28 protein-coding genes and 1 tRNA gene are annotated in these 26103 nt (G+C 66.0%); 16 read left to right on the forward strand and 13 right to left on the reverse strand.

The window, feature by feature from the left end:
• Positions 1–512 precede the first annotated feature (512 nt).
• The gene (locus APS40_RS14745) at positions 513–1688 is read right to left on the reverse strand and encodes a DNA recombination protein RmuC (RefSeq protein WP_055047774.1); all 1176 of its coding nucleotides are present in this window, start codon (positions 1686–1688) and stop codon (positions 513–515) included.
• Between the two features lie 150 nt (positions 1689–1838).
• On the opposite strand from APS40_RS14745, the gene def reads away from it, so the two are divergent.
• The 3 genes from def (at position 1839) to truA (ending at position 4332) form a co-directional block, all read left to right on the forward strand.
• Positions 1839–2357, forward strand: a complete 519-nt coding sequence (gene def, locus APS40_RS14750) for a peptide deformylase (protein ID WP_055047775.1) — start codon at positions 1839–1841, stop codon at positions 2355–2357.
• Positions 2358–2538: 181 nt separating this feature from the next.
• Positions 2539–3459: a methionyl-tRNA formyltransferase gene (fmt, locus tag APS40_RS14755; RefSeq protein WP_055047776.1), complete on the forward strand. Its 921-nt coding sequence runs from the start codon at positions 2539–2541 to the stop codon at positions 3457–3459.
• 135 nt (positions 3460–3594) lie between these two features.
• Positions 3595–4332, forward strand: a complete 738-nt coding sequence (gene truA / locus APS40_RS14760; RefSeq protein WP_055047777.1) for a tRNA pseudouridine(38-40) synthase TruA — start codon at positions 3595–3597, stop codon at positions 4330–4332.
• Here the strand turns inward: truA and APS40_RS14765 are convergent.
• Genes APS40_RS14765 through dapD form a run of 5 tightly spaced genes read right to left on the reverse strand, consistent with a single transcriptional unit; the run spans position 4316 to position 8013 of the window.
• Positions 4316–4918, reverse strand: coding sequence for a hypothetical protein (locus tag APS40_RS14765; RefSeq protein WP_055047778.1), 603 nt, complete (start codon positions 4916–4918; stop codon positions 4316–4318). The genes truA and APS40_RS14765 overlap by 17 nt on opposite strands.
• Complete coding sequence (locus APS40_RS14770; RefSeq protein ID WP_055047779.1) at positions 4918–5457, reverse strand: hypothetical protein; 540 nt, start codon at positions 5455–5457, stop codon at positions 4918–4920. Before APS40_RS14770 ends, APS40_RS14765 begins: the two co-directional genes overlap by 1 nt.
• Positions 5454–6002, reverse strand: a complete 549-nt coding sequence (locus APS40_RS14775; RefSeq protein ID WP_055047780.1) for a hypothetical protein — start codon at positions 6000–6002, stop codon at positions 5454–5456. The genes APS40_RS14770 and APS40_RS14775 overlap by 4 nt, the downstream gene beginning before the upstream one ends.
• Positions 6002–7156, reverse strand: a complete 1155-nt coding sequence (gene dapE, locus APS40_RS14780) for a succinyl-diaminopimelate desuccinylase (protein WP_055047781.1) — start codon at positions 7154–7156, stop codon at positions 6002–6004. The genes APS40_RS14775 and dapE overlap by 1 nt, the downstream gene beginning before the upstream one ends.
• 17 nt (positions 7157–7173) lie before the next feature.
• Positions 7174–8013: a 2,3,4,5-tetrahydropyridine-2,6-dicarboxylate N-succinyltransferase gene (gene dapD / locus APS40_RS14785; RefSeq protein ID WP_055047782.1), complete on the reverse strand. Its 840-nt coding sequence runs from the start codon at positions 8011–8013 to the stop codon at positions 7174–7176.
• A gap of 121 nt (positions 8014–8134) precedes the next feature.
• Here dapD and APS40_RS14790 point away from each other — a divergent pair, with 121 nt between their 5' ends.
• Positions 8135–8986, forward strand: a complete 852-nt coding sequence (locus tag APS40_RS14790) for an LOG family protein (RefSeq protein ID WP_055047783.1) — start codon at positions 8135–8137, stop codon at positions 8984–8986.
• A 162-nt stretch (positions 8987–9148) separates the two neighbouring features.
• Here APS40_RS14790 and APS40_RS14795 read toward each other — a convergent pair whose 3' ends face one another.
• Complete coding sequence (locus tag APS40_RS14795) at positions 9149–9853, reverse strand: pyrimidine 5'-nucleotidase (RefSeq protein WP_055047784.1); 705 nt, start codon at positions 9851–9853, stop codon at positions 9149–9151.
• Positions 9854–10050: 197 nt separating this feature from the next.
• Here APS40_RS14795 and APS40_RS14800 point away from each other — a divergent pair, with 197 nt between their 5' ends.
• The 4 genes from APS40_RS14800 to APS40_RS14815 all read left to right on the forward strand — a co-directional run bounded on the left by APS40_RS14800 (position 10051) and on the right by APS40_RS14815 (position 13715).
• On the forward strand, positions 10051–10662 hold the full coding sequence (locus APS40_RS14800) for a TetR/AcrR family transcriptional regulator (protein WP_055047785.1): 612 nt from the start codon (positions 10051–10053) through the stop codon (positions 10660–10662).
• A gap of 4 nt (positions 10663–10666) precedes the next feature.
• Positions 10667–12163, forward strand: coding sequence for an MFS transporter (locus APS40_RS14805; RefSeq protein ID WP_082434427.1), 1497 nt, complete (start codon positions 10667–10669; stop codon positions 12161–12163).
• Positions 12164–12259: 96 nt separating this feature from the next.
• Positions 12260–12631 (forward strand): YciI family protein, encoded by a 372-nt coding sequence (locus APS40_RS14810; protein ID WP_055047786.1) that lies wholly within the window; start codon positions 12260–12262, stop codon positions 12629–12631.
• Between the two features lie 118 nt (positions 12632–12749).
• Complete coding sequence (locus APS40_RS14815; protein ID WP_236884110.1) at positions 12750–13715, forward strand: hypothetical protein; 966 nt, start codon at positions 12750–12752, stop codon at positions 13713–13715.
• Positions 13716–14158: 443 nt separating this feature from the next.
• On the opposite strand, the gene argB is transcribed toward APS40_RS14815, so the two are convergent.
• Positions 14159–15067: an acetylglutamate kinase gene (argB, locus tag APS40_RS14820; protein WP_236884111.1), complete on the reverse strand. Its 909-nt coding sequence runs from the start codon at positions 15065–15067 to the stop codon at positions 14159–14161.
• Between the two features lie 141 nt (positions 15068–15208).
• Here argB and APS40_RS14825 point away from each other — a divergent pair, with 141 nt between their 5' ends.
• The 5 genes from APS40_RS14825 to APS40_RS14845 all read left to right on the forward strand — a co-directional run bounded on the left by APS40_RS14825 (position 15209) and on the right by APS40_RS14845 (position 18737).
• The gene (locus APS40_RS14825; protein WP_055047787.1) at positions 15209–15757 is read left to right on the forward strand and encodes a sigma-70 family RNA polymerase sigma factor; all 549 of its coding nucleotides are present in this window, start codon (positions 15209–15211) and stop codon (positions 15755–15757) included.
• Positions 15754–16464, forward strand: a complete 711-nt coding sequence (locus APS40_RS14830; protein WP_055047788.1) for an anti-sigma factor — start codon at positions 15754–15756, stop codon at positions 16462–16464. The genes APS40_RS14825 and APS40_RS14830 overlap by 4 nt, the downstream gene beginning before the upstream one ends.
• A 232-nt stretch (positions 16465–16696) precedes the next feature.
• Positions 16697–17260, forward strand: a complete 564-nt coding sequence (locus APS40_RS14835; RefSeq protein ID WP_055047789.1) for a fasciclin domain-containing protein — start codon at positions 16697–16699, stop codon at positions 17258–17260.
• A gap of 127 nt (positions 17261–17387) precedes the next feature.
• Entirely contained in the window at positions 17388–17885 is a 498-nt protein-coding gene (msrB, locus tag APS40_RS14840; RefSeq protein WP_055047790.1) for a peptide-methionine (R)-S-oxide reductase MsrB, read from the forward strand.
• 147 nt (positions 17886–18032) lie between these two features.
• On the forward strand, positions 18033–18737 hold the full coding sequence (locus APS40_RS14845) for a type 1 glutamine amidotransferase (RefSeq protein ID WP_055047791.1): 705 nt from the start codon (positions 18033–18035) through the stop codon (positions 18735–18737).
• A gap of 17 nt (positions 18738–18754) precedes the next feature.
• Here the strand turns inward: APS40_RS14845 and yihA are convergent, their stop codons facing one another.
• From yihA to rpmH, 5 genes are all read right to left on the reverse strand, one after another.
• Positions 18755–19405, reverse strand: coding sequence for a ribosome biogenesis GTP-binding protein YihA/YsxC (gene yihA, locus APS40_RS14850; protein WP_055047792.1), 651 nt, complete (start codon positions 19403–19405; stop codon positions 18755–18757).
• A 199-nt stretch (positions 19406–19604) separates the two neighbouring features.
• A complete protein-coding gene (locus tag APS40_RS14855) occupies positions 19605–20306 on the reverse strand; it encodes a sulfotransferase (RefSeq protein ID WP_055047793.1) in 702 nt (233 codons plus the stop codon).
• A gap of 37 nt (positions 20307–20343) precedes the next feature.
• Positions 20344–22206, reverse strand: a complete 1863-nt coding sequence (gene yidC, locus APS40_RS14860; RefSeq protein WP_055047794.1) for a membrane protein insertase YidC — start codon at positions 22204–22206, stop codon at positions 20344–20346.
• A complete protein-coding gene (gene rnpA / locus APS40_RS14865; RefSeq protein ID WP_236884112.1) occupies positions 22206–22565 on the reverse strand; it encodes a ribonuclease P protein component in 360 nt (119 codons plus the stop codon). The genes yidC and rnpA overlap by 1 nt, the downstream gene beginning before the upstream one ends.
• Positions 22566–22575: 10 nt before the next feature.
• Positions 22576–22713, reverse strand: a complete 138-nt coding sequence (gene rpmH, locus APS40_RS14870; RefSeq protein ID WP_055047796.1) for a 50S ribosomal protein L34 — start codon at positions 22711–22713, stop codon at positions 22576–22578.
• Positions 22714–22979: 266 nt separating this feature from the next.
• Between rpmH and APS40_RS14875 the strand changes: the two genes are divergently transcribed.
• The 3 genes from APS40_RS14875 to APS40_RS14885 all read left to right on the forward strand — a co-directional run bounded on the left by APS40_RS14875 (position 22980) and on the right by APS40_RS14885 (position 26080).
• The gene (locus APS40_RS14875; RefSeq protein ID WP_055047797.1) at positions 22980–24413 is read left to right on the forward strand and encodes a dihydrolipoyl dehydrogenase family protein; all 1434 of its coding nucleotides are present in this window, start codon (positions 22980–22982) and stop codon (positions 24411–24413) included.
• A gap of 60 nt (positions 24414–24473) precedes the next feature.
• Positions 24474–25904 carry a sensor histidine kinase gene (locus APS40_RS14880; RefSeq protein ID WP_082434430.1) on the forward strand — a complete coding sequence of 477 codons (1431 nt, stop codon included), beginning with the start codon at positions 24474–24476 and terminating at the stop codon, positions 25902–25904.
• A gap of 99 nt (positions 25905–26003) precedes the next feature.
• Positions 26004–26080 (forward strand) — tRNA-Arg (locus tag APS40_RS14885).
• The last annotated feature ends 23 nt before the right edge of the window (positions 26081–26103 follow it).

Raw genomic sequence — 26103 nt, forward strand, 5'->3', positions numbered from 1 at the left:
GCCGAGCGGACTGGCCGCCTAGCTTCCTGAGGTCCATGGCATTCATTGCCGTAGGCCCAGGAGGAAGGGACCCATGTCCGCGAGTTTCGTGATGCGCCGACGATAGGTCCTAGCCGCCGCCTGCCGGCGCACCTCTAACCACATCGCTACGACGTCGAGGCCCAAGGGCCGGCGGACACCGCCGGGCCGAGGGCCGTTTTCGTTCGCTGGCGCCTTCCCTCTAACCAGGAGGCAGGCGCCGGGCGCCTGCTTTGCTCATGACAGAATCCGAGACCACCTCTCCCGCTCCCCGTCGCTCCGGTTGGCGAAACCGGCTGCGAGCCTGGATCGAGTGGGGGAAACTGCGCCGCGAGCCGCCGCTCCCTGACAGGCTGCGGCGCGACATTGGCTTGCCGCCATTGCCGCGACCGATCGTCGATCCGTTGCGATGGCGAAAATGACAGCCCGTCTGCATTCTCCATGGCGGGTGAATGCCCGCGCCGTGGCGTCCCGGTAGTCCCGCCTGTGCGGGACTACTCCCCGGCGAGGCGCTGCTCCGGCCGCGCGTCGTCGAACTCCATCGCCTCGATGCGCTCGCCCCGCTTCACGATCTTGGTCGAGGAGGTGACGATGTCGCCGATGTCTCCGGCGGCCTGGGTGAAATGCGTCTGGAGCTTCCGCACCCGCTCGTCCAGCCGGCCCACATCGGCGAGCAGCGCCCGCACTTCGGTCTGGATCCGGTAGGCCTCCTCGCGCATCTTCACGTCGCGCAGCAGAGCCTGCACCACCTGGATCGATAGCATCAGGATCGAGGGCGAGACGATGACGATGCGCGCCTTCAGCGCCCGCTGCACCACATCCTCGAAATGCTCGTGCAGGTCGGCGAAAATCGATTCCGACGGCACGAACAGGAACGCCGTATCGGCGGTCTCCCCGGCAATCAGGTATTTTTCGGAGATCGCCTTGATGTGGACGCCCATATCGTTGCGGAATCCCGAGGCGGCAAAGCGCGGGTCCTCGCCCTCGGCGGCGGAAGTGAAGCGCTGCCAGCTTTCGAGCGGAAACTTGGCGTCGATTACCAGCGAGGGCGCGCCGTTCGGCATGTAGACCAGCGCGTCGGGCCGGCTGCCGTTGGAGAGCGTCGCCTGGAACGCATAGGAATTCGGCGCGAGGCCATCGCCGATGATCGCCTCCATCCGCCCCTGCCCGAAAGCACCGCGGGTCTGCTTGTTGGCGAGGATGGATTGCAGCGACACCACGTTCTGGCTGAGCTGCGTGATGTTGGACTGCGCCCGATCGATCACCGCCAGCCGTTCCTGCAGCTTGCTGAGGCTCTCGTTGGTCTTCTGGTTGCTCTCCTGCATGGCGGCGCCGATGCGCTGGCCCTGGCTGTCGAGCCGCTCGTTCACCAGTCGCGCCAGGTCGGAGGTGCGCGAGCCGAAAATCTCGCTCATCGTCTGCATCCGGCCGGTCATCTCCGACTGAACGCGCAGCATGTCGGCGATATAGCGCTCGGTTTCCTGCGCCCTGAGCTGAGCCGCGGCCGCTTCCTCGGCCCGCTGCCAGGCCTCTTCCGCCCTGGCGCGCGATTGCCGTATCACCACGACGAGCAGCGCGACCAGCAGCGCAGCCACCAGGCCCACGGCCGCATAGGCGGCGATCTCCAGCGTGACGGGGACGTCGGCGATGACGAAAAGCACACGATCCATCGCACGAGCTTACACGATTCGAGCGTGCTGTTCTCGCATTGTTCTTCGGCGCCGCAATTGGGGTAAACAGCGCGTCAACCGGCTGGCCGTTGACCCGCGCCCGGGAAATACCATATTCAGCGGCAACCCCCGATGAAGGACTGAACGTTCATGGCCAAGCGCCCCATCCTGATCCTGCCCGACGAGCGCCTGCGCGCCATTGCAGAGCCGATCGAGAAGATCGACGATGGCATCAAGCAGCTCGCCAAGGACATGCTCGAAACCATGTACGACGCGCCGGGTATCGGTCTCGCCGCGCCGCAGATCGGCGAGCTGAAGCGCATCGTGGTAATGGACCTCGCCAAGGAAGGCGAGGAGCCGGCGCCACTGGTGATGGTGAACCCGGAAATCCTCAAATATTCCGACGAGACGGTCACCACCGAGGAAGGCTGCCTGTCGATCCCCGAGCTCTACTATGATGTCGAGCGTCCGGCCGAGGTCACGGTCCGCTACACCGACCTCGACGGCAAGCAGATCGAACTGGATGCCAAGGACCGCCTTGCGGTCTGCGTGCAGCACGAGCTCGATCACCTCGATGGCGTGCTCTACATCGACTATCTCAGCCGTCTGAAGCGCGACCGCGTGCTGAAGAAGTTCCAGAAGGCCGAGCGGTTGTCGAAGCGCGCTTGAAGCGCGCTGGGCAGGGCGAAGCCCTCTTCCTTCTCCCCTTGAGGGAGAAGGTGGCGAGCGCAGCGAGACGGATGAGGGGCCGTTTGGCTGAACTTCCCCTCACCCGCCCTTCGGGCACCCTTTCCCTCCTAGGGACGCGGTAGCGCCCTGAGGGGAGCGGGAAAGAAGAGGAGCTCCTCAACTGAAAATCATCTTCATGGGCACGCCGGAATTCGCCGTGCCCACCCTCACCGAGATCGTTTCCACCGGCCATGAGGTCGTCGCCGTCTATACGCGCGCACCGAAGCCCGCGGGCCGGGGCCAGGCCGAGCGCAAGTCGCCGGTGCATGAAGCCGCCGAAAGTTTCGGGATTCCCGTCTTTACCCCGCGCAGCCTGAAGCAAGCGCCCGAGCAGGAGGTGTTCGCCTCGCTCGATGCAGATGTGGCGGTGGTCGTCGCCTATGGCCTGATCCTGCCCAAGCCGATTCTCGAGGCGCCGCGGCTCGGTTGCCTGAACCTCCACGGTTCGCTCCTGCCGCGTTGGCGCGGCGCCGCGCCAATCCAGCGCGCCGTGATGGCTGGCGACACCCGCACCGGCGTCATGGTGATGCAGATGGATGAAGGGCTCGACACCGGTCCCGTCGGGCTGATCGAGGAAATGCCCATCGGCCCCGACATGACCTCGGGGGAACTGCACGACAAGATGATGCTGGTGGGCGCCGACCTGATGGGGCGGGCCCTCGCCGCGCTCGATCGCGGCAGCCTGCACTTCACCCCGCAGCCTGAAGCTGGCGTGACCTACGCCGCCAAGATCGACAAGGCCGAAGCCCGCATCGATTGGACGAAGCCCGCCAGCAACGCGCACAATCTGATCCGCGGCCTCTCGCCGTTCCCCGGCGCCTGGTTCGAGCTTGCCCTCAACGGCACGCCCACCCGCATCAAGGCGTTGCGCTCGACGCTGGTTGCGGGGCAGGGCGCCCCAGGCACCATCCTGCCCGAACTCACCATCGCCTGCGGCGCCGGCGCCGTGCGCCTCACCATGGTGCAGCGCGAGGGCAAGGGCGCCATGGACGCGGCGACCTTCCTGCGGGGGGCTGGGGCGTTGCCGGAGCGGGCGGGTTAAAGGGTGCGCTCTGCAGCTTCCAAACCTTCGGTGTCATCCCCTCGAAAGCGGAGACCTCTGTTTTTTTTGCCGGCATCGCAAACGGAGGTTCCCGCTTTTGCGGGAACGACCCGGTGGTCGGGGTGGGTATCGTAGATGCCCCGCTACCGCCTCAGCATCGAGTATGACGGTCGCCCGTTCTGCGGCTGGCAGCGGCAGGCGCACGATCTCTCCGTGCAGCAACTGCTCGAGGAGGCGATCGAGCGCTTCAGCGGCGAAGGCGTCGTCACCCAGGCCGCCGGGCGCACCGACGCCGGGGTCCATGCGCTCGGCCAGGTGGTGCATTTCGACCTCGAGCGCGACTGGGATCCGTTCAAGGTGCGCGAAGCGCTGAACTATCACACCAAGCCGCACCCGGTGGCGATCCTTACCGTCGACCGCGTCGACGACAGCTTTGAGGCGCGGTTCTCCGCCACCGCCCGGCACTACGAGTACCGCATCCTCAACCGCCGCGCCCGGCCCGGCCTCGATATGGGACGGGTCTGGCACGTGCCGGTGCCGCTCGATGTCGAGGCGATGCACGCGGCGGCGCAACTGATCCTCGGCCGGCACGATTTCACTACCTTCCGTGCCGCCGAATGCCAGGCCAATTCCCCCGAGCGCACGCTCGACATCTTCAGCGTATCGCCACAGGCCGAAATGATCGTCGTCATCGCCAAGGCGCGGAGCTTTCTGCACAGCCAGGTCCGCTCGATGGTGGGGTCGCTGAAGCTGGTGGGCGACGGCAAATGGCAGCCGCGCGACTTCCGGGCGGCGCTCGACGCGCGCGATCGTGCCCGCTGCGGCCCGCTGGCCCCGCCGGACGGGTTGTATCTGACTAGGGTCGATTATTAGCCGCCGCAGTGCCCAGTTCGGCCAGCTGGTCTGCCGATAGCGGGAAGATCACCGTCAGCACCATCAGCGCGACGATGCCGCTGATCAGCTGCGCCACGAGGAACGTCACGATCTGCCACGCGGTCAGCGTCAGGATGAGCCGTGCAATGTTCACCATGACGATGATGATCACGATGCCGGTCACGACCATCAGCAGTTCGCCGCCTATGCCGGTGAGGCCCAGCACTGTCGTGGCGATGGTCAGGAAGAAGGTGGCCCAGTTGTCGGCGACGATATAGGGCACCAGCGCATCGGGGCGCTTCAGCTGCCGGAGCACGATGGCCGCCGCGCCGATCTGCAGCGCCAGCACGATGATCACCGTCGCAACGGCACGGAACACCGTGCCGCTCGCCCCCGGGATGCCCAGCACCAGGGGCACCGCGGTGTTGATCAGCGCCACCACCAGGAAAGCGATGAAGCTGCCGACGAGACCGCGATCGGAGAAATCGAAATAGCTGCCGGCGCGGCGATCGCCGATCACCAGCGCCGCAACGCCGCGGGCGGCCGAAGCCACCTCGTCCCAGATATCGTTGCTGCGTTCAGGCACTAGCCGATCCCTTGCATACCGGTGGTCAGCATGTAGAGCCCGACTCGGACAGCGGCAAGCGCGACGATAGAAAGAATGGCAAACGCGGCAGAAATGCCGAAATTGAGTTTGCCGATCTGACGCGCCACACGGAACAGCATGAAGCCGAAGACGCCCAGCATGCCGGTGACGATGTTGGGGCCGGCGAGGTAGCCGAGCGGCAGCGACAGCCCCAAGGTGAAGGCCATCGCGTAGCTGGCTGGCACCGCCATGGCGATCGCCGAGCCCCGCACCACCCTGGCGGTGACCCAGATCACGGCCCAGACCGTTCCCAGCCATGCCGCATTGGCCAGCACCCCAAGCCCGACAGTCGGCCAGCCCGGAAAGCCGCTCAGGGCGCTTTCGACGACGATCAGCGCCATCACCACGGCGAGGTAGCAGCCGGTCGCGTTGACCAGGCCGAGGCGGCTGAGGTTGAACTTTTCGGCGCTGTCCGGGCGCGCCGCCAAGAGGTCGAGCCAGCCGATAATGGCGCGCCACAGCTCGCCGAAGGCGTTCACGGCGTCGCCAGCATCGCTTGGCCGGTCGGCAATGCCAGCAATAGGAAGCTCGCGGCGAAGCTGCCGATCGCCACCAGCGCGCCGATCAGGATCGCAATGCCCCAGCCGACGCCGAACAGGCTTCGGCTGGCCCGTGCCGAGAAATAGCCGAGAATGCCGAGCATCGCGGTGCCGGCGCCGACCCCGACCGCGCCGAGGATGATGCCGATCAGCTGGCTCAGCGCCAGCACCAGGGCAAGGAACAGAAACAGCGCCGGCAGGCTGTTGCGCCTGTCGAGCAGCAGGCCGGCGCCACCGGTGACCGCGAACGGCACCGCCGTCATCACCAGCGCCAGCAATGCGAAATCGATCACCGCGCGCAACGCCTCCGGCAAGGCACCGGCGAACGGCACCACCAGCAGGATGGCTTGCAGCAGCACCATCACGACGATACCGGCGACGGCGTAGGTCCAGCTCACTTGCCGTGCCGCTTCGGCGGCCTCCGGTGTCCGGCCGAACACCGCCTGGGTGGCCGCGCCGACCGCGCCGAGAAAACCGTTGGCCATCACGGCGCCGCCAGATAGTCGGCGATGAACTGCGCATAGAGCGCCGTCAGTTCCTCGACATCGGCGACGCGGACGTTCTCGTCCACCTTGTGCATGGTCGGGCCGGGCAGGCCGAACTCCACCACCGGGCAATAATCGGCGATGAAGCGGGCATCGGAGGTGCCGCCGCCGGTGGAGAGCTCGGGTGGGATGCCGGTGCGCCGGGCGATCGTCTCGATCAGCGTCTCCACTCCGCCGCCGAGCGGCGACAGGAACGAGCGGGAGGGGCGACCGACGATCGTGAATTCCGCCGTGCAGCCGCGCAGATCCTGGTTGCCGATCACCTCCTCGATGGCGGCGATCAGGCTCTCCGGCGTCCAGCGGTCGTTATAGCGCACATTGAAGCGCAGCAACACCGAGGCCGGGATGACATTGGTGGTCTCGTTGCCGACATCGGCTGAGGTGAATTCGAGGTTCGACGGCGGGAAATGCTCGGTGCCGTCATCGAGCTTGCCGGTCAGCGCCCCGATCAGCAGCGCCGCCGCCGGCAGCGGGTTGTTGGCCTTGTCGGGATAGGCGACATGGCCCTGCGTCCCTGTCACCCGGATCTGCCCGTTGAGCGAGCCGCGCCGCCCCACCTTGATGCTGTCGCCCACCCGGGCGGTGGCGCTCGGCTCGCCGACGATGGCGAAATCGAAGCGGTGGCCCTGGGCGTCCGCCCAGGCCATCAGCTTGTCGGTGCCGTTGACCGCATCGGCTTCCTCGTCATTGGTGATGGCGAGCGAGATGCGCCCCGCTTCGGGCGCCCGCGCGATCGCCGCAATGAACGCTGCGATCCCCGACTTCATGTCCGCCGCGCCACGCCCGTAGAGTGTGCCGTCGACGATCTCGGCCGCAAACGGCGCATGTCGCCAGGCTGCGCTATCGCCCGGCGGCACCACGTCGGTATGCCCGGCAAACAGCAGGTGCTTGCCGCCTTCGCCGCGTGTCGCGAACAGGTTGTCGACCGGGTAGGAGCCGTCGCCTTCGAATCGCACCCGCTCGCACGTGAAGCCGAGCGGCGTCAGCACCGCATCGAGCACCTCGAGAGCGCCATGCGCCTCGGGTGTTACCGAAGGTTCACGGATCAGTTGCTGGAGCAGTCGGACGGGGTCGACGCCGTCGGTGCTTGTCATGGTCCCGCACGTTCCCGTCAGTCGCGCAGCAGCTCGTTGATGCCGGTCTTCGACCGGGTCTGCGCGTCGACCGTCTTGACGATCACCGCGCAATAGAGGCTCGGGCCCGGCTGGCCGTTCGGCAGCGGCTTGCCCGGCAGGTTGCCCGAAACCACGACGGAGTAGGGCGGCACCTTGCCGATATGGATCTCCCCGGTGGCGCGGTCGACGATCTTGGTCGAGGCGCCGATATAGACGCCCATCGACAGCACCGAGCCTTCACCCACGACGACGCCCTCGACCACTTCGGAGCGGGCGCCGATGAAGCAGTTGTCCTCGATGATGGTCGGGCCGGCCTGCATCGGCTCCAGAACGCCGCCGATGCCGACGCCACCCGAGAGGTGGACGTTCTTGCCGATCTGCGCGCACGAGCCGACCGTGGCCCAGCCGTCGACCATCGAGTTCTCGTCGACGAAAGCACCGATATTGACGAAGCTCGGCATCAGTACCACGCCGCGGCCGATATGGGAGCCCTGCCGCACGATCGAGCCCGGCACGGCGCGGAAGCCTGCCTCACGGAAGCGATTCTCGCCCCAGCCCTCGAACTTCGAAGGCACCTTGTCCCACCAGGTGGTGCCGCCTGGCCCTTGGATCACCGCGTTGTCGTTGAGCCGGAAGCTCAGCAGCACCGCCTTCTTCAGCCACTGGTTGACCGTCCATCCGCCGTCGGACTTTTCGGCGACCCGCGCCTTGCCGCTGTCGAGCAGTTCGAGCGCCGTCTGCACGGCCTCGCGTACCGCGCCCTGCGTGCTCGAGCTGATCTCGGTGCGCGCCTCCCAGGCGGCATCGATGGTCTTGGCGAGATCGGCATACGACATGGGCAGAGCTTTCGGATCGGGGGAATTGAGGCGCGCCGGACATTATCCGGACAGGTCCTGCTGTCAACGATCCTTAACCCCGGCCGTGACAAGCTCAAGGCCACTATTCGGAGACGCCAGAATGGCCAGACGCGCCCACACCCCGCTTCGGACCTCGGAAGAGGATGTGCATGCGGCAAAACGCGCCCCAGCGACGCCGCAGACCGAATCCGCGGCATTCCGGCTGGCCTTCTCCGACGAAGAGTTCATGACCAGCGAGGACACGCGCGGCGTCCGCTTCCAGCTGGAGTATTTGAAGACCGAGTTCCGCCTGCGCGAACACGGCATCCGCTCGACCGTCGTGCTGTTCGGCGGTGCGCGTATCCCCGAGCCTGGCAAGCCCGCCTGGGCCGCCCGCAACGAGACGCAGAAGCAGAACCTCGAGGCCGCCTCACGCTACTACGAGGAGGCCCGCCGCTTCGCCCAATATGCCTCGCTCACCTCGCGTGCTCTCGATTTCCGCGACTATGTGGTGGTCACCGGCGGCGGTCCCGGCGTCATGGAGGCCGGCAATCGCGGCGCCGACGATGTCGGTGCGCCGACCATCGGGCTCAACATTGTCTTGCCGCACGAGCAGGCGCCCAACACCTACATCACGCCCGAGCTCTGCTTCAATTTCCACTATTTCGCCACCCGCAAGATCCACTTCCTGTTGCGGGCGCGCGCCGTCGCCATCTTCCCCGGCGGCTTCGGCACGCTGGACGAGTTCTTCGAGACGCTGACGCTGATCCAGACCGGCCGCATGGAGCGCGTGCCGCTGCTGCTGTTCGGCAAGGAGTTCTGGAACAAGGTCATCAACTTCGAGGCGCTGGCCGAGGCCGGCACCATCGCGCCGGACGACCCGCACCTGTTCACCGTGGTCGACAGCGCCGAAGAGGGCTGGAACGTCATCCGCGAACACTACAATCTGCCGGAAGTATCGCTGGCGCGGTGAGCCCTGCGGCCGGTGCGGGCCGCCCCCCACCCTTGATCCCTCCTCGCAAGGGGCAGGGAGACGCAGACTGAGAGACCAGTGTTTTTTGGTCTAGCTGCCCCTTGTGGGGAGGGGACAGGGGTGGGGTCCACAACCACCGGGTTGTCGGCGGTCGCCGACCTCCTAAGGCAGCTTGCGTAAAAACCCGGCCAGATCCGCTGTCATGTGGTGCACATGCGCGCCGCCGGTGCGCTCGAGCTCCCAGGCTTCCACCTGTTCGTGCGCGAAGGCCTCCCCGGCGATCACCTGCACGGTGGTCATGCCGGTATCGTGAGGGACCTGCAGGTTCTTTTCGAGATCGTCGAACATTGCGGCGCGTCGCGCGTCGATGCCGTGCTTGAGGAAGAACGCCTCATAGGCTTCCGGCAACGGCTTGGGCCGGTAGCTCATGGCCCGTATATCGAAGATGTCGTCGAACAGCTCGTCGGCATTGCCCAGCCGGTGCAGCACCGCGCGCGCGTGTCCGACATCGCCGTTGGTGAGGATGAACTTCCGCCCCGGCAGCGCGCGGATCGCGCCAACCAGGTCGGGATGGGCTGCGACCGGCGAATAGTCGATCGCGTGTACCGTGTTGAGGAAGTGGTCGGGGTCCACTTCGTGCAACTGCATCAACCCGTTCAGCGTCGTGCCGTAGTCGCGGTAATAGGCCTTCTGCAAGGCACGCGCCTCGTCGAACGGCAACTGAGTGACGCCGACCATGTAATGGCTGATCAGCAGGTCGATCTGCGCGAACAGGTTGCATTCGCGCGGGTAGAGCGTGTTGTCGAGGTCGAACACCCAGTCGGTGACATGGGAAAATGAGCGGGGGCGAGGCGTAAGATCGTTCATTCCCGCAATATGGCAGCTTTCGCCCGAACTTTCACTCTGCGTCCGCCGCAAGGCTGCAGAGCGCGATGCTCGGTTTGATGTTCTCGCTCAATCAATCACTTGATTGATAACTCGCCGCGATGTATGTGCCTTCGCCAGCCGGCAACAGGCGTCGAAATCACGCCAGTTGACGCGACATTGTCGGCAAGCCAGGAACCATGACCGTCACCAGCAGCGCTCCGAAACGGGAGAACACCGACGATCGTCGCCGCGCCATCGCCGCGGCGGCGCGCCAGCTGATCGTCGAAAAGGGCTTCGAGGGACTGCGCACCCGCGATATCGCGGCACGCGTCGGCATCAATGTGGCGACGCTGCACTACCACGTACCCACCAAGCAGGCGCTGATCGGCCTCGTCGCCGACGCCATGCGCGACGATTTCCGGGCCCAGTCGCAGGTGCGGCCGCGGGCCCACCTGTCCCCCTCTGAGCGCCTTGAGCACGAGTTTTACGACTATCACGAGCTGTTCTTCGAGCAGCGCGACACGCTCGCCGTCATGTCCGAGCTGATGGAGCGGGCGCGCCGCGACGAGGTGATCCGGGCGGCGATGCGGCCGATCCTCGCCAAATGGCACCAGATGGTTGCCGCCATCTTCGTCGACGGTGTCGCCGACGGCAGTTTCAGGGCCGACCTCGATCCCGAGGCGGCCTCCAGCATGTTCATCGGAGCGCTGGTCGGCTTCGGCCGCGGCCCCGATACCTCACCCCAGTACTTCGAACGGCTGTGCGCCGAGTTGCGCCGCGCCGTTCGCTCAACCACGACCAGGAACTAGACCCATGTCCTCGCAATTCCACGTGCCGCAGTCCAAGGCCGATGCCGATCCCCGCCGCTGGGTGGCGCTCGCCGTGCTGCTGCTCGCCAGCTTCATGAATCTCATTGACGTCACCATCGTCAACGTGGCGCTGCCCAGCCTGCAACAGAACCTCGGCGCCGATCCGACCCAGATCGAATGGGTGATTGCCGCCTATGTGCTGGCTTTCGCGCTGGGTCTGCTGCCGTTCGGCCGGCTCGGCGACATCGTCGGTCGCACCCGCATGTTTCTCATCGGCGTTGCTGCCTTCACGCTCGCCTCCGCCTTCTGCGGCCTCGCGCCCTCGATCGAATGGCTGATCGTCGCCCGCGTGCTGCAGGGCCTCGCCGGCGCCTGCATGACCCCGCAGGTGCTCGCCATTGCGCAGGTCACCTTCCCGCCCGAGGAAAAGGGCCAGGCCTTCTCGCTGTTCGGGCTGAGCTCGGGCCTCGCTGCCGTGGCCGGTCCGATCGTCGGCGGGCTGCTGATCGGCGCGAACTTCTTCGATCTCGACTGGCGCCCGATCTTCCTCGTCAATGTCCCGTTCGGCCTCTTGGCCGTCATTGCCGGCTGGTACCTGATCCCGCGTACCCCGGGGCATCCGACGCTGAAGAACGATTTCGTCGGCATCGGCCTGTTCGGCATCGCCATCGTCGCCATGGTGCTGCCGCTGGTCGAAGGCCACGCGCTGGGCTGGCCCACATGGCTCTGGGGCCTGATGGCGGTGGGGCTGATCTTTGCCGGCATCTTCATCATCTGGGAGCGTCATCGGGCTCGCATCGATCAGCCGCAACTGCTGAACTTCAGCCTGATCAGCAACCCCAACTATCTGCTCGGCCTGCTCATCACCACCATCTTCGCCTCGGGCGTGCCGGCCATGTTCATGGTCATCTCGTTGCTGCTGCAGTCGGGCTACAACTTCACGCCGCTCGAATCCGGCCTCACCAACACGCCGTTCTCGGTCGGCGTCCTCGCGGTCTCGCTGTTCATCGGCCGGCTCGGCCAGCGCTATCTGCGGGCCAGGCTGGCGCTTGGCGCTGCCATCCTGGTGGTCGGGATCACCTGGCTCGATTTCATCATTCGCGGGCTCGGCGACAGCGTCGACCACTGGACCTTCCTGCCGCCGCTGCTGCTCGCCGGCCTGGGGCTGGGGCTCGGCTTCTCCGGCCTGTTCCAGTCGGTGCTGGCGGGGGTGCCGCCGCGCGATGCCGGCGCCGGCTCGGGCGCGCTGCAGGCCTTCCAGCAGGTGGGCGGCGCCATCGGCGTGGCGCTGGTCGGGCAGATCTTCTTCACCCAGCTTGCGGCGGGCTTCGCCGCCGGCCACCAGCCGCATGTCGCTTTCGCCGAGGCGGCGGCGCCGGCCATCGTCTACCAGATCGTCTCGTTCGGCCTGGTGGTGATTTTGGTCCCGTTCCTCAAAATCCGGAGGCCTGGCGAGGGAGCCGGTGCCCCGGCCGCGGCCCCGGTTGTCGCCGAGGCCTGAGACGAGGGGCGCCATCTGGCGCCCCTTTTTTGTTGCTCTTCGATGTCGATTCCGTGGTCGTGCAGTCGACCACTCCGGCAATCACGGGAGAAACCGATGCGCTATGTCTGCCTTGTCCACGTCGATCAGTCGTTGATCGACTCCGCCACACCTGAGCAACTTGCCGCCATGGATGGCGACAATCAGCGGGCCAATGCCGAGCTCACCGCCAGCGGTCACCTCATTCTCGATCTCGCGCTCAAGGAGCCCACCACCGCTCGCATCGTCCGCTCGCGCGCCGGCCAGGTCTCGGCCACCGACGGGCCCTATGTCGAGAGCAAGGAGCACCTGGGAGGCTTTTTCGTCATCGAGGCGCGCGACATGCAGGAGGCGGAGGCGATCGCCCGTCGCGAGCCGATGGCGCGTTTCGGGGCCATCGAGGTGCGGGCCGAACTGGGCCTGTCCTGGCAGCAGCCGCAGCAGGGTTAGGGCGTTAGCGACTGGCTAACCATTGCTGACGACTTTCCATAAAATGCCACATGTCGGTCGCCGTCCTGGCCAAGTGCGGCTCCATCTCGCGTCCCAGCAAACGCGAACAGGAGCCATCGTGAACAGCCTTGCCGTCTTCGGCATCACTGCCGCCGCCATCTTCGGGCTCGCCACCGCTCTCGCCGGCAACGTCCAGGCCGCCGAGAACTTCATCTATACCGGCAACGGCGATCTTGCCGCGGCGCAGCCGCTGCTCGAACGCGACGACATTGCCGGAGCCCAGGTGGTCTACAACTGGCGGGCGCTCGAGCCGAGGCAGGGGGAGTACGACTTCTCCGCCATCGAACGGGACCTCGCCAGAACCGGCAAGCTGGGCAAGAAGCTGTTCATCCAGATCCAGGACCGCTTCTTCTCGCCCGAGGCGCGCAACGTTCCCGACTACATTCTCGAAGGCGCGGAGTATGGCGGCGGCCTCGTGCCGCAGGTGGATGACCCCGGTGAGGGCAAGGCCCAGGCCTATGGCTGGACCACCATGCAGTGGAACCCCGCCGTGCGCATCCGCTTTCAGGGCCTGCTCAAGGCACTCGCTGCCCGCTTCGATGGCAAGGTCGAAGGCGTCAACCTGCCTGAAACGGCCATAGACATCGACATGAAAGCCGACACCACCGGCTTCAGTTGCGACGCCTATTTCGAGGCCGAACTGGAGAACCTTACCGCTGCGCGGGCCGCATTCTCCACGTCCAAGGTGGTGCAGTACGTCAACTTCTGGCCCTGCGAGTGGGAGAACGACCACAACTATATGGGCCGCCTGTTCGAGCGGGCCGCCGCGCAGGACATCGGCCTGGGCGGCCCCGATATCGTGCCCTGGCGCAAAGGCCAGATGAAGAATTCCTACCCGTTCTTCAACCAGTACAAGGGCAAGCTCGACTTCGTCGGCATGGCGGTGCAGGAGCCGACGCTCACCTACAAGAACGACAAGACCGGCAAGCCCTTCACCAGGGACGAGTTCACCGCCTTCGCCACCGACTATCTAGGCGTCGACGCCATCTTCTGGAGCGTCGAAACCCCGTGGCTGAAGCAATGAGAGCGGCCATGCACAGCCGCACCGAAAGCCGCCCGCTCCCGCACACCAGCCGTCAGCCGGGTGAGAGCCGCCATGCTCGGCGTATGGGGCATGATCTGACGGTGAAGGTTGAGAAGCCGGGTGACTGGATGGGGCTGGATAGCGGCTCCAGGTGAGGTCAAGTGGCGCCTCCCGTCGACCGTCTTGTGCCCGCCACCCCCTCACCCGTCTCGGCCTTCGGCCGATCGACCCTCTCCCCGACGGGGAGAGGAACAAGGGGTGGCTCGCCGGCGCCGCAGGATTCTTCTCCCCGTCGGGGAGAAGGTGGCGCGTAGCGCCGGATGAGGGGAAAGCCACAATTGCCGCGGCGAAGAGCGACGACGATCCCGACGTTCAACCGTCCCCGGATGACGGCCAGCGGGTTGGCAAGATCAAAGGCGGCCGTCTTAACGGCCTTTTCGCCCCTACCTGACGATCAGTGTACCGGCGCCATGGGCGGTGAACAGTTCGACCAGCACCACATGCGGGGTCTTGCCATTGAGGATCACCACGCCCTCGACGCCATTGTCGAGCGCCTCGAGGCAGGTTTCGACCTTGGGGATCATGCCGCCATTGATGGTGCCGTCGGCGATCAGGGCCCGCGCGTCGCGCGCCGACAGCTCGGGGATCAGCTTCTTGTTGGCGTCGAGTACGCCGTCGACATCGGTGAGGAACAACAGGCGCTTGGCGCCGAGCGAACCGGCGATGGCGCCAGCGAAGGTGTCGGCGTTGATGTTGTAGGTCTGGCCGTCGCGGCCGGGCGCCACCGGTGCGATCACCGGGATCATCTCCGAACGCGCCAGCAGGTCGAGCAGCGTGCGATCGACTTCCGCCGGCTCGCCGACGAAGCCGAGGTCGAGCACCCGCTCGATATTGGAGCCTGGATCCTTGACCGTCTTGCTGGCCTTGCGCGCGAAGACCATGTTGCCGTCCTTGCCGCAGAGGCCAATCGCCCATTCGCCCTCGGCATTGATCAGCGCCACGATCTCCTTGTTGATCGAGCCGGCCAGCACCATTTCGACGACTTCCATGGTCCGCTTGTCGGTGACCCGCAGCCCGCCCTCGAACTTCGATTCGATGCCGAGGTTCTTCAGCATCGAGGCGATCTGCGGCCCGCCGCCATGCACGACGATTGGGTTGACCTTGGACTGCTTCAACAGCGCGATGTCGCGCGCGAAGGCCTGGCCCAGCGCCACGTCGCCCATGGCGTGCCCGCCATACTTCACTACGACCGTCTTGCCCTCGTAGCGCTGCATATAGGGCAGCGCCTGCGACAGGACGGCGGCGTCGCGGGAGAAACTCTCGATGTCGGGCATGGCGCGCTTTGTATCCATTGTGCTTCGTCCTATAGCGCATTCCTCTGGAGTCGAAAGCGCTTTTGAGCCCGTGCGTTCAACAGAATAATCACGAAGTTTTCGTGGCACGGCGCCGCCGGGCTATAGGCAGTCGCGGGCCCATTGGCTAAGGTCCGCGCCATGAGCAGCACCGCGAGCCCGGACATCGCCGACCTCATCGCCCGATGCGCCCTGCGGGATCGCGCCGCCTTTCGTGATCTCTACAGCCGCACCAGCGCGAAACTTTTCGGCGTCACCCTGCGTATCCTCAAGGACAGAGCGGAAGCCGAAGAGGCGCTGCAGGAAGTATACGTCAAGATCTGGCAGCGCGCCGACCGTTATGTGGCCGGCGGTTACAGCCCGATCAGCTGGCTGGTGGCGGTCGCCCGCAACCACGCGCTGGACGTCCTTCGGGCGCGCAAGCCGGTGAGCGATGATATCGACCTCGCACTCGACCTCGCCGATGCCGGGCCTGACCCCGAACAGGCCACCATCCGAAGTTCGGAGCGCACGCGCATCGACGGTTGCCTCGATGAACTCGAGAGCGACAAGGCCGATTGCGTGCGTGGGGCCTATCTCGACGGCTTCAGCTATGAGGAACTGGCGACGCGTCACAACGTGCCGCTGAACACAATGCGAACATGGCTGCGGCGCAGCCTCTTGAAACTGAGAGAGTGCCTCCAGGCATGAGTACGGAAGGTCAAAGCGGCGGCAGGGAGGACGACCAGGTCCTGGTCGCCGAATATGCGCTTGGCCTGCTCGAAGGCGGCGAGCGCGCCGCGGTGGCACGCCGCATCGCGTCCGATCCGCTACTGGCCTCCGACCTGCGCCTGTGGCGTTCCCGTCTTGCGACCCTCGACGAGGAGTTCGCCGAGGTCGCGGCGCCTGCCGGGGTGCTGCCTCGGATCGAAAGCCGGCTGTTCGGCGCCAGTGCCTCCGGCGGCTGGTGGAATTCGCTGGCGCTGTGGCGGGGGCTCACTGCGGCCGCGGCGGCTGTGGCCGTCATCGCCGTCGGGGTCAACCTGATGCAGCCCCGCGTCGATGCCAATGCGCTCGCCACGCAGCTCGTTGCCGCCATCCAGGCGCAGGAGGGCAGCGGCGTCGAGTTCGTCGCCCTCTACGATCAGGCCACCGGCGAAGTGCGGATCACCTCGCTCAAGGGCACAGCCGTGCCCGACAAGGATTTCGAGCTCTGGTACATCAAGGGCGAGCAGCCCGCCGTATCGATGGGCGTGATCCCGGTCGACCAGCGCAAGGAGATCCCGCTCGATGCCGCCGCCAAGGCCAATATCGAGCCGGGGACGGTGCTGGCGGTGACGCTCGAGCAGAAGGGCGGCTCCCCCACCGGTGTGGCGCAGGGTCCGATCGTCGCGGTCGGCACCGTCACGCCGATCTGACGTCCGCGAGACGATTATGCAGCAACGGCCCGCCTTCCCGAGGCGGGCCGTTTTCGTTTCCGGGCGATGGCGGCGCGCATACGGCGCGGGCTTGGAAATAGTTTCGCTGCAGGCTGCGAATAAACCGCGCCGGACGAAAATGTGATCCGAAACTGCACCGAAGTTCCCTCCGTATCTCCCGCTGTCCCATCACAAGAACACTGCGGACACTGCCAAAGGAAGGAACAGAACAATGAAGCTCCCCACTCTTCGCGTACTTGCCGTCTCGGCCATGCTGTCGGTCTCCGCGCTCTCGGGCGTTGCGTTTGCTGAAAACCCGATGGTCGGCGGTGCGCCGATGCTCGAGACCAAGGACATCATCGACAACGCCGTGAACTCGGCCGATCACACCACGCTGGTCGCCGCCGTGAAGGCAGCGGGCCTGGTCGACACTCTCAAGGGCCCCGGCCCGTTCACCGTGCTGGCCCCCACCAACGAGGCCTTTGCCGCGCTGCCGGCCGGCACCGTCGACAACCTGCTGAAGCCCGAAAACAAGGATCAACTGGTCAAGATCCTCACCTGCCACGTCATCGCCGCCAAGGCGCTGTCGACCGACATCGCCTCGATGGTGAAGGCCGATGGGGGTAAGCACGTCGTCGACACCGTCGGCGGCTGTAAGCTGACCCTCGAAGAAAAGGACGGCAAGGTCACCATCACCGACGAGGCCGGCGGCGTCGCCAACGTGACCATCGCCGACGTGGTGCAGTCGAACGGCGTGATCCACGTCATCGACAAGGTGCTGCTGCCCAAGATGTAACCTTCGCGATCGTTCCTGCGAATAGACTGTCGTGTCCCGCGGGGTTGGCCTCGTGGGACACGCGCTTTTGAGATGCACCCGCCGGCCGCCGCGATAGACTGCCGGCAACTGCTGAAAGGCCTGATCCATGCAAGTCGATCGCCGCACGTTTCTGCTGGGCGGCACTGCCGCAGCCGCGCTTGGCGCCGCATTCCTCTCACTTCGTCCTATGGGCTCGAGCCGCGCTGCCGAAGGCACCTTCGAGATCAACCTGACCGAAGACGAATGGAAGGCCAAGCTGCCGCCCAAGGTGTTCGAGGTGCTGCGCCACGAAGCCACCGAAGCCCCCGGCTCCTCGCCGTTGCTCTACGAGCACCGCGCCGGCATCTTCAACTGCGCCGGCTGCGAGCTGCCGCTGTTCGATTCCAAGACCAAGTACGAGAGCGGCACCGGCTGGCCCAGCTTCTATCAGCCGCTCGACAATGCCGTCGGCGAGGCCACCGACAACACGCTGGGCATGACCCGCACCGAAGTGCATTGCCGCCGTTGCGGCGGCCATCTCGGCCACGTCTTCGACGACGGCCCGCAGCCGACCGGACTGCGCTATTGCATGAACGGCCTGGCCTTGACCTTCACTCCGGCCTGAGCGCCGGACCATCGGTCGACCTCCGACTGGCCCTCCATCCCCCGCGTCAACTCGACGCTTGGGATGGAGGGCCTTGTTCTACGCAACGCTGCCGCGCCGCAGCGCATCTTGCTAACCTGGGCGAACCGTCCCATCTGTTGGCGCGCCATGAAACTCACCATCATCCAGACCGGCGATGTGCCGGCGCCCCTCCGCCCAAAGTTCGGCGCGTATCCGCCGATGTTCCGGCGCATGTTCGACGAGGCGGGCCAGCCGTTCGAGTACGAGACTGTGGCGGTTTGCGACGGGGCCGAGTTCCCGGACGCAACGAAGCTCGATGGCATCCTGATCACCGGCTCCGCTGCCGGCGTCTACGATGACTACCCCTGGCTCGAGCCGCTCCGCGCCTTCATCCGTTCCGCCTACGCCGCCAATACCCCGATGCTGGGCATCTGCTTCGGCCATCAGATCATGGCCGATGCGCTGGGCGGCGATGTGCGCAAATCCGAGAAGGGTTGGGGCCTCGGCCGCCACACCTATGCGGTGAAGTCCCGTCCCGGCTTTCTCTCGACCGACCTGCCGGCCCTCTCCATCGCCTGCTCGCACCAGGATCAGGTGCTGGTTCCGCCCCGGGAGGCTGAGGTTTTCCTCGGCTCCGAGTTCACCCCGAATGCCGGCCTCGTCTACGCCAACGGCAAGGCGCTGAGCCTCCAGCCGCATCCGGAATTCCGCGACGACTATACCCTGGCCTTGGCCGAGCTGAGGCGCGGCAAGGCGCCCGACGCGGTGGTGGATGCGGCCGTGGCGTCGGTCGCGACGCCGTCGCACAGCCAGGATGTGGCGGGCTGGCTGGGAAGCTTTCTGTCGCGCTAGCGCCAGCCGGTCGGAGCCTAATGCTCCAGCAACTGTCGGATCTCGGCCCTGAGCTGCTCGAGGCCGGTCTTTTCCTCGCTCGAAGTCAGGATGATCTCCGGGTGCGCCGCCGGCCGCTTGGCGATGGCCGCGCGGGTCTTGGCCAGTGCAGCCTCGAGTTCGGTCCGGCTCGGCTTGTCGGCCTTGGTGACGACGATCTGGTAGCTCACCGCCGCCTTGTCGAGTTCGTTCATTACCGTCGCGTCATTGGCGTTCGGTCCATGCCGGCCATCGATCAGCACATAGACGCGGCGGAGGTTCGGCCGGCCGGTGAGGTACTGGTGGATCAGCCGGGTCCACTGCTTCACCTTGTCTTCGGGGGCGCGCGCATAGCCATAGCCGGGCATGTCGACGATTCTCAGCGCCTCCGACTGGCTCTCGAAGATGTTGAGTTCCTGCGTTCGCCCGGGGGTGTTCGAAGTGCGGGCCAGCCCGGTGGTGCCGGTCAGAGCATTGATCAGCGACGACTTGCCGACATTGGAGCGCCCGGCAAAGGCGATCTCCATCCGGTCGGCCGGCGGCAGGTCGGCAATGCGCACGCAGCCCTTGGTGAAGACGAAGGGCCGTGCGAACAGCAGCCGGCCGGCTTCGATCTGGTCGGCGCTGAACTTCGATTGTGTCTCGCTCATTGGCGTTCAATAGGGGAGGGCGGCGGAGAAGGGAAGGGGAGCGGGGTGCGGACTGAAGCAGACAACCCCCTCCCGGCCTCCCCCATAAAGGGGGAGGTGAAGAGTCGAGGCTCTGTCTACGATCGTGCCAAACACACCGGCGGGGCACCTCCCCCTTTATGGGGGAGGATGGGAGGGGGCCGTCTCTATCAGTCGGCCGCTACACCGGATACCCGAAAGCCCGCTTCTCCAGCCCCTGCGTCACCAGCGCCTTCGAGAACGCCGGCCAGTTGTCCACCTTGTCGGCGGCGGCCTTCACCCGGTCCTGCCTGACCAATCCAGTGGTGGTGAGCGTCGTCGGCACCCTCAGCGTCACCCCGACCTGCGCCGCCGCGGCGGCGAAGCGGCGCAACGCGCCTTCCGGCCGTTGGTCGATATCGGTTTCGTAGCGGAGGATAGGGGCGGGCAGAAACCGCCGGTCGAGCCAGTTGCGCCAGCGCGCATACCAGCGCTCCTGCGCCTCCAGCCAGGCGGCAAAATCGGCGATGTCGAGGGTAAGGCGAACGGCCGAGGTGTCCACGTCCTGCCACTTGTGCACATGGATCGCCTTGCACCAGCTGACATAGGCGTCGATCTGCCGGCGAACCACGAAGATCACCCGCATGCCGGGCCACGACAGCACCAGTTGCTCGACGGTTTCGGGCTCGAGCGTGTCGTGCCAGAGCTTGAAGACGAGGACACGCTTGTGTTCGGCGCGGGTTGCTGCCACCGCCCGGTCGAGCACCTGATCCGGCTCGATCCGCTCGGCGAGGCTGCCGAACAGTTCGGGGAAGCTCTTGAGCTCGGCGAAATTGCCGCCGAGCTGCATCAGATGGTTGGCCCCGGTGCGGGGGCCGGTGATCAGGCAGAGGCTGTCCAGCACCTGATCACCCCTTGCCGCGTCAGCTGGCTGTGTTCCGTCAGCTCGCCTTGCCGCCGGCCGGCTTTTCTTCGACCTTGGGTTTGCGCCTGAAGCTCGCCGCGATGTTGCCGAGCAGATCCACCTCGGCGCCGTGGCGCTTCATGATGAACCACTGCTGCGTCACCGAGAGCAGGTTGTTCCAGGCCCAGTAGATCACGAGGCCGGCGGGGAACGAGCCGAGCATGAAGGTGAAGATGATCGGCATCCAGTTGAAGATCATCGCCTGGGTCGGATCCGGCGGCGGCGGGTTGAGCTTCATCTGCACCCACATGGTGATGCCCATGATCACCGGCCACACGCCCAGGTGCAACAGGCCGCCGACCACCGGCAGGGTGGTGGGATTCCATGGGATCAGGCCGAACAGCGTGAAGATGTTGGTCGGGTCGGGCGCCGCCAGGTCGACGATCCAGCCGAAGAACGGCGCGTGCCGCATCTCGAGCGAGATGAAGATGACGGTATAGAGCGAGAAGAACACCGGGATCTGGATGAGGATCGGCCAGCAGCCCGACAACGGGTTGATCTTCTCTTTCTTGTAGAGCTCCATCATCGCCTGCTGCTGCGCGGCGCGATCGTCCTTGAACCGTTCCTGGATCGACTTCATCTCCGGCTGCACCCGCCGCATCGCCGCCATCGAGGCGTAGGAGCGGTTGGCCAGCGGGAAGAACAGGCCCTTGACGATCACCGTCACCGCGAGGATGGCGAGGCCGAAATTGCCCAGGATCCCGTAGAGGAACTGCAGCAGGTAGAACATCGGCTTGGTGATGAAGTGCAGCCAGCCCCAGTCGATGAGCAGTTCCAGCCGGTCGAAGCCGTAGGTCTTCTCGTAGCTGGAGATCACGCCTTCGCGCTTGGCGCCGGCAAACACATAGGTCTTGTTCTCGGCCTTGCCGCCAGCCGGCACCAGCACCGGGGTCGTCTCGACGAAGCTGGTCTGGAATACGTTGATGGCACCCGAAGGCGTCGCCGAGAAGCGGGCGGCGAGCGGTGCGCCCGGCTCCGACAGCACGGCGGTCGCCCAATATTTGTCGGTAATGCCGACCCAGCCACCGGTGGTGCTGTCGACGTTCTTCTGCATTTCCTTTTCATTGACGACGTCGTCGTACTTCAGGGACACGAGGTTATTCGAGCCCAGCACGCCGAGCGGGCCCTCGTGCTGCACGAAGAAGTTCTGCACATGCGGCTTGCCCTGGCGGACGATGCGCGAGAACGGGTAGAGCGCCACGTCGCCCGAGCCGGTGTTCTCGATCGACTGTGCCACGGTGAACAGGTAGTTGCTGTCGACGCTGATCGTGCGGCGGAAAATCAGCCCGGCGCCATTGTCCCATTTCAGGGTCACCGGCGTTTCGGTGGTGAGCGTCTGCGCATCGCCCTCGACGCTCCACACGCTGTTCTCGTCCGGCACCACCACAGGGGTGCCGCCGGTGGCCGCCCGCCAGCCGGCATCGGCGTAGTAGCCGCCCGGGGCGCCCGACGGGATCAGGAGGGTAATGATCGGCGAATTGGGGTCGACCGTCTCGGTGTACTGCTTGAGCTGCAGGTCATCGAGCAGGGCACCCTTGAGGTTGATCGAGCCCAGGAGCGACGGGGTGTCGATCTTGACGCGCTGGGGCGAGGCCGCGAGGGCGGCGGCACGGTCGGCGAACAGGCCGCTGGAGGTGGTCGAGCCGGCCGCTGCCGGCGTGCTGCCGTCGGCGGCGGGGGTTGCGAGCCCGGTATCGGTGGTCGTCGTCTGCTGCGCCTGCTGGGCGCGCCGCTGCGCCTGCTCCAGTTGGGGGTTGGCAATGAAGAACTGCCATCCGAACAGCACCACGATGCTGAGCACGATCGCAATGATCATGTTGCGGTTGTTATCGGACTGCATCAGCTCTTCTTCTTCAGGTGGACTTTGGAAAGGGCAGCAGCCAGATCGCTGACCAGCTGGCCATACGGAATGCTCAGCGCCTCGCGGCGGCCGATAAGCACATAATCATGTTGGGGCTCGAACCGCGTGGCGCAAGCCTGTGCGGCAGCCCGAAGACGCCGGCGGATGCGGTTACGCTCGGGCGAGTTGCCCGTCTGCTTGGTGACCGTGAAGCCGACGCCCGGGGCTTCGAGCTCACGCGCGTTCGCCTGCAGCGAAAACGCAGCGCGCCCGACGCGTTGGCCCCGGGCGGCTTTCAGGAATTCGGATCGGTTCTTGAGGCGCCGCAAGGCGCCGTCCCGTTGCGTGGCCGTGTTCACGGCCAGCGCCTTAGGCCGAAAGCTTGGCGCGGCCGATGGCACGGCGGCGGTTCAGGATCTTGCGGCCGTTCTTGGTGGCCATGCGGGCGCGGAAGCCGTGCCGGCGGGTGCGGACGAGCGTGCTCGGCTGGAAAGTGCGTTTCGACATACGATCTGACCACGCCGGCGCGCGGTTCCTCTTATACTTGAGAGCAGCAAGGTGCTTGCCGGCCGGCCCCTGAGCAGGGCGCCTACGGCAGATTGGGGCGGCTTATAGGGAATTGGTTCGGTGAAGTCAACGCAACCGCCATGCGGCAGAACGGCATGCGTCGACGCGGAAATCCGCCGATTTCCACACTGGCTTGATCCCAACCACTATTGTTGGACCTGACGCCGGTGATAATGAGGCGCGGGGGCTTAGTCGAGAGAGCGAGATTGGCCGATATCCTTACGCCCGACCTCTGCGTCATCGGGGCCGGATCCGGCGGCTTGGCTGTCGCTGAAACCGCCCGCGCCTATGGCGCATCCGTCGTGCTGGTCGAGAAAGCCCGCCTCGGCGGCAATGCCCTCAGCACCGGCGCCGTTCCGGCCAAAGCGCTGGTCGCCGCCGCCGCACAGGCGCAGGCCGTGCGCGGCGGCGCCGCCTTCGGCATCGCTGCCGAGGACCCCAGGGTCAATTTTCGCCGCGTTCACGATCACGTCGAACAGGTGATCACCACGCTCGCCCCGCAGCACGCGGCGGCGCGCCTCGCGGCGCTGGGCGTCGAGGTCGTGGAGGGCGCCGCCCGCTTCATCAGTCGCAAGGCCGTGGCGGTGGGCGATACCGAGATTCGCGCCCGCCGCTTCGTCATCGCCACCGGCGCCCGCCTGCCGGTGCCCTCGATTCCCGGTCTCGACGCCGTCCCCTATTTCACCAGCGAAACCATTCTCGACAACACGCGCAAGCTCACGCACCTGGTGGTCATCGGCGGTGGTTCGCTCGGGCTCGAACTGGCGCAAGCCTATGCCCGGCTCGGCGCCGAGGTCACCGTGGTGGAGAACGGCGAAATGCTTTCGGGCTACGATCCCGAACTCGCCGGGATTGCGCTCAAGCGGCTCGGGGAGGAAGGCGTCAGCCTTCGCCCCCATGCCACGGTGACGGCCATTCAGCCGCGCTCGATGGGCATCGGCGTCGCGGTCCAGAGCGGCGAGACCGAGCAACTGCTCGATGCCTCGCACATTCTCATCGCTCCCGAGCGCATGCCGAACCTTGCCGGTCTTGATCTCGACAAGGCCGGCATCCGCATGAACAAGGCCGATCCGCGGCTGCTGCAATTGTCACCGGCCTTGAAGACCAGCAATGCACGGGTCTACGCGGTGGGAGATGCCGCCGGCGGCCAGTCGGTGCAGGCAGCGGTGCAGCAGGCCCAGGCAGTGGTCCGCAGCGCGCTGTTGGGCGCCATGGAAAAGCCCAACGCCCTGCGGGTGCCGCGCGTCCTCTCGACCGATCCGGAACTGGCGGAAATCGGCCTCACCGAGAGCTCGGCACGGGCCAGGCACGGCGCCGGCTTCCGCGTCACCCGCTGGTCCTATGCCGACAATGACCGGGCGCGCGCCGCCCGCCAGACCTACGGCCTCGCCAAGCTGATCACCGATCGCTCCGGTCGGATCCTCGGGGCCGGGGTCGTCGGTCCGGGCGCCGCCGAGCTGGTGTCGCTGTTTTCGCTCGCCATGTCGGGCGGGCTCAACGCCGGCAAACTGGCCGAACTGGTGGCGCCCTATCCGTCCTTTGCCGAGATTGCCGTGCGACTGGGTGAAGAGTTCCGCCGCGGCGAGGCCGGCAAACCACTTCTGCGACAGTGGATCAGGCTCAACCGGCTGTTGGGTTAGCCCTGTATTGTCATCTGTTGCGGCTGGAACGCGGCGGCTTTCCGGGCTAATCATCGCGCAATGGCCAAACCCAACCGCGCGATGCCTGGCCCGTTCTCCGGGCTGTCCGTCAAGATCATCGCCACCATCATCGTGGTGATCCTCGCGGTCGAGGTGGTGATCTACCTGCCATCGGCCGCCAATTTCCGCCAGAGCTGGCTCAACGACCGGCTGCGCGTCGGCGTCGTCGCCGCCCGCGTGCTCGATGCGGTGCCCGACGCGATGAACCTGCCGCGCATGCTGACCGACCGGTTGCTGACCTCGGCCGGTGCGCTCGCCATCGTCTACCGTCGCGAAGGCCAGAGCCAGCTGATCGAACTGGAGAACGTCAGCATGCCGCGCGAGGCCGTGACGGTCGACCTGCGCCAGCGCGATCCGGCCTCGCTGATTCTCGGTGCGCTCGAAACCCTGGTGCTGGGCTCCAACCGCACCCTGCGCATCGTCGGCGAGGAAGACGGTATGCCCGACCGGGTGATCGAGGTGCTGATGCCCGAGGCACCGCTGAGGAGCGAATTGCTGCTCTATTCGCGCAACCTGTTCTTCCTGTCGCTTATCCTCGCCATCATCACCTCGGCCGTGCTCTATGTGTTTGTGTCGCGCATCCTGATCGTGCCGATCCGTCGGCTCACCGGCAACCTGGTGGGGTTTTCAGAAGCGCCGGAAAATGCCGCGCTGATCCTCGCCCCGAGCGAGCGTCGCGATGAGATCGGCATCATGGAGCGCGAACTGGCGGCGATGGAATCGGACATCTATTCCATGCTGCGCCAGCGACGGCACCTCGCCGACCTCGGCCTTGCCGTCGCCAAGATCAACCATGACCTCCGCAACACCCTGACCTCGGCGCAACTGCTCTCGGACCAGGTGGCCAATGTCGACGATCCCAAGGTGCAGCGGCTGGCGCCGCGCCTGGTGCTGTCCATCGACAAGGCCATCGGCTTTGCCCAGTCGGTGCTGGACTATGGCCGCCAGAGCGCCACGCCGCCGCGTCCGGTGCCGGTCGACCTGCACCTGCTGCTCGACGAGGCGGCGTTCGATGCCGGGCTCGTCGGTCACCCGTCGATCCGCTGGACCAACCATGTGCCCGATGCCGTCACCATTTCGGCCGATCCCGACCAGTTCGCCCGCATCTTCGACAACCTGCTCAAGAACGCCCGCGAGGCGCTGGAGGCCGCCGGCAGCAAGCTGGACAACCCAGAGGTCGAGGTCACCCTCGCCGAAACGCCGGACTGGCTGACCCTGACGGTCACCGACAACGGTCCGGGGCTGCCGCCGCGCGCCCGTGAGAACCTGTTCGTCGCCTTCGAAGGGTCCGCCAAGGCCGGCGGCACCGGGCTCGGCCTCGCCATCGCCCGCGAACTCACCGAGGCGCATGGCGGCAAGCTGAGCTTCGTCGACCAGCCGCTGGGCACCCGCTTCGACGTCACGCTGCCCCATTCCATCCGCATCGCGTGACTGTCATGTGCGCGTCAAAATTCCTCGCGCGTCGATGCTTGCAATGCTGCGGCGGCCCATGTATGGGTCACGCCGTTCGCCGGAACACACCGGCCGTGCGCGCCCTTAGCTCAGCTGGATAGAGCACCAGACTACGAATCTGGGGGTCAGGAGTTCGAATCTCTTAGGGCGCGCCAATCTTCTCTCCGAGCAACGCCAT

The organism is Devosia sp. A16, assembly GCF_001402915.1.
Classification (GTDB): domain Bacteria; phylum Pseudomonadota; class Alphaproteobacteria; order Rhizobiales; family Devosiaceae; genus Devosia_A.